The 2,433-nt window shown below is 46.4% G+C and carries 2 protein-coding genes; both read right to left on the bottom strand.

Going from position 1 to position 2,433, the window contains the following annotated elements; translation table 11 throughout:
• A partial coding sequence (locus QX565_RS00190; protein ID WP_289290523.1) for a leucine-rich repeat domain-containing protein occupies window positions 1-1,877 on the bottom strand: 1,877 nt, incomplete at its 3' end.
• Between the two features lie 36 nt (window positions 1,878-1,913).
• Window positions 1,914-2,129, bottom strand: a complete 216-nt coding sequence (locus QX565_RS00195) for a hypothetical protein (protein ID WP_289290525.1) — start codon at window positions 2,127-2,129, stop codon at window positions 1,914-1,916.
• Window positions 2,130-2,433 lie beyond the last annotated feature (304 nt).

The raw sequence follows: 2,433 nt of genomic DNA on the forward strand, positions 1-2,433 counted from the left end.
GTATTCTTCGGCAGAGTGATGGCATAGGTGGGGGCGTCGTCAGAGGACGAGGAGGACCCGCCCGAGGGCCGGGAGGGCTGGGACGGCTCCGGGGTTTGAGTGGGAGCAGGGCTGGGGGTGGGAGAGGGCTCCGGGCTTGCGGTAGGGGTAGGCTTCGGTGTGGATGTGGGCTTCGGCGTAGGGGTCACGGTAGGGGTAGGCGTAGGAGTGGGTGTGGGGGTAGGGGTGACCTGCCCTGTGGCGGGAATGGTCTCCCGCTGGGCATAATTACAGACCGTGCAGGTCCGCTCCCGCTGGCCGGTGGAGGTGGCGGTGGGGGCCCGGGTGATGGTCCAGTCGCCGGTGTGGGGGGCGGTGTCTGCCCTGCCGTTACAGGTGGTGCAGGTGTGGTAATGCTCTGTGGAATCCCGTTCCCAATAGGTGCGGGGAGTGTGCCCGGTGGCGGGGATGGTGCCCTCCTCTGTGGTAAGGACCTCTTCACACCCGGCGCACTTGGTGCCGCCGGTAACGCCGGGTTCGGTGCAGGTGGGCGGGGTCACAACGATGTCTATCGGGTCATGGATGCGTTCAAAGGGAAAGCCGTTTTCAGTGGCATAGGTTTCGGTGGCGGTGCCGCAGTGGCCATAAATGGAAAAGCCATTTAACTTTTCAAAGGTTGCTAGATAACCAAATGCGTGTTCACCGATACTTTTTACAGTTTTTGGAATGGTAATTTCCTTGAGAGCATAGCAATCAAGAAATGCATGCTTATTGATTGTTGTAATATCTCCGTCAAGGTTTATCTTTTCCAAACTGGAGCAAGCGCTAAAAGCACTTTCTCCAATGCCGTCGATAAAGCTACCCCTAATTTTGACAGAAATTTCAGATAAATTGCTACAGCTACTAAATGCCTTTTTTCCAATATAAAGAACCTCTCCTTCAAATTGTACCGATTGTAAATTTGTACATCCTTCAAATGTAGATGGCTGTATCGCATTAACTGATGCCGGTATAGTAATGGATATTAAACTGGTACAACCACGAAATGGGCCGAATCCGTAATAGTTGCTACCCAAATCACGAATGGAATTTCCCAAAGAAATTTTTGATAGACTTGTACAATTGGAAAAGGCACCATCCCCAATGGACATAACAGAAGAAGGGATAACGATTTCTTTTAAAGAAGTGCAATTATAGAAAGCACTATTCCCAATGAGGGTAACAGAAGAAGGGATAGCGATTTCTTCTAAAGTAATACAATTAGCGAAGGTTGAACTTTCGATTTTAAGTATTGATTTTGGGATGAATACTTCTGATAGAGAGGAACAGTTTTCAAAGGAACCCTCTTCAATAATCGACATTCCCTCTGAGAGTCGTACGCTTTCTAATTTTTCACATCCGGCAAAAACATTGCTACCAAGCGTTTTTACAGAATCAGGAATTACGATATCAGATAAGGAAATGCATTCGGCAAAACAGTAATCTCCAATGGACTCTATGGAAGACCCCAATGTAATGCTTTTTAGCCCAGTACATCCTATAAAACCACTATAATAGCCGCCGAATACACGGTCGCCGAGAGAGGTTACCGAGTCGGGAATGGAAATACTGGTCAGATTTACACATACTTCTGTTCCATTCGTTCCCCAAAAGGCTCTATCTTCGATTCTTCTTACCGGATGTCCATCGATGGTATCGGGGATTTCCAATTCCCCAGATGCCTCTGGATTGCATTTCGTGATGATTGCACTTCCGTTGGCATTTAGAGTGTAAGTCAAAATGATATTGCTGTTTGGAACTTCATAAGTATATTCTTGCTCTTCAGCAAAAGCCATATTGGGGATCAACGAGAAGACAAATGAAATTGATAGAAAAAATGAAAAAATTCGTTTTTTCATATAATGCACCTCCACAAATGACAAAATATTCCTGTCTTACCTGATTTTTCGAAACTTCATTTTTGCGGGTTCAATTTCGATTGAAAAACCGTACTCTGCCGCTTTTCGAGCCACGGCAGACCGTTTTTCTGTATAGCTTTTATCCACAGGAATGTTTAACCCCGTTTTCTTTTTATATTGCTGATTGGTAAGTTCGAAATTTTCTCCTTTTTCCAGCATTTCAATGATTTGACCCAGTTTTGGTTGACTCATGCTTTTTGCCTGCCTTTCTTGTAGTTATGAAAAAGTGTACTTTTGCAAAACGTCAAAAGGCCATACAATTAAGCCCTAAAAGTGATTGACTTGTCGAAATTTGTGTAGTATTATAAACTTTGTGAAGTGGACCGGGAGAATTTGCAAAAGTACACCTTTTCAAATTCCGGGCCGCTTTTTTTATTCCCCTTTTTCAAACCTGACCGCCTTGGCGTAGAAGGTGCCCCGGGGGAGATGGCAGGCGGCGGCCGCCTGGTCCAGAGTCAGCTGTTTGGCCCGCCAGGCTTTGTGGACGGCGTGGAAA

The sequence above is a fragment of the Bacteroides sp. 41_26 genome (genome assembly GCF_949740115.1).
In the GTDB taxonomy this organism is placed as follows: Bacteria; Bacteroidota; Bacteroidia; order Bacteroidales; family Bacteroidaceae; genus Bacteroides; species Bacteroides nordii.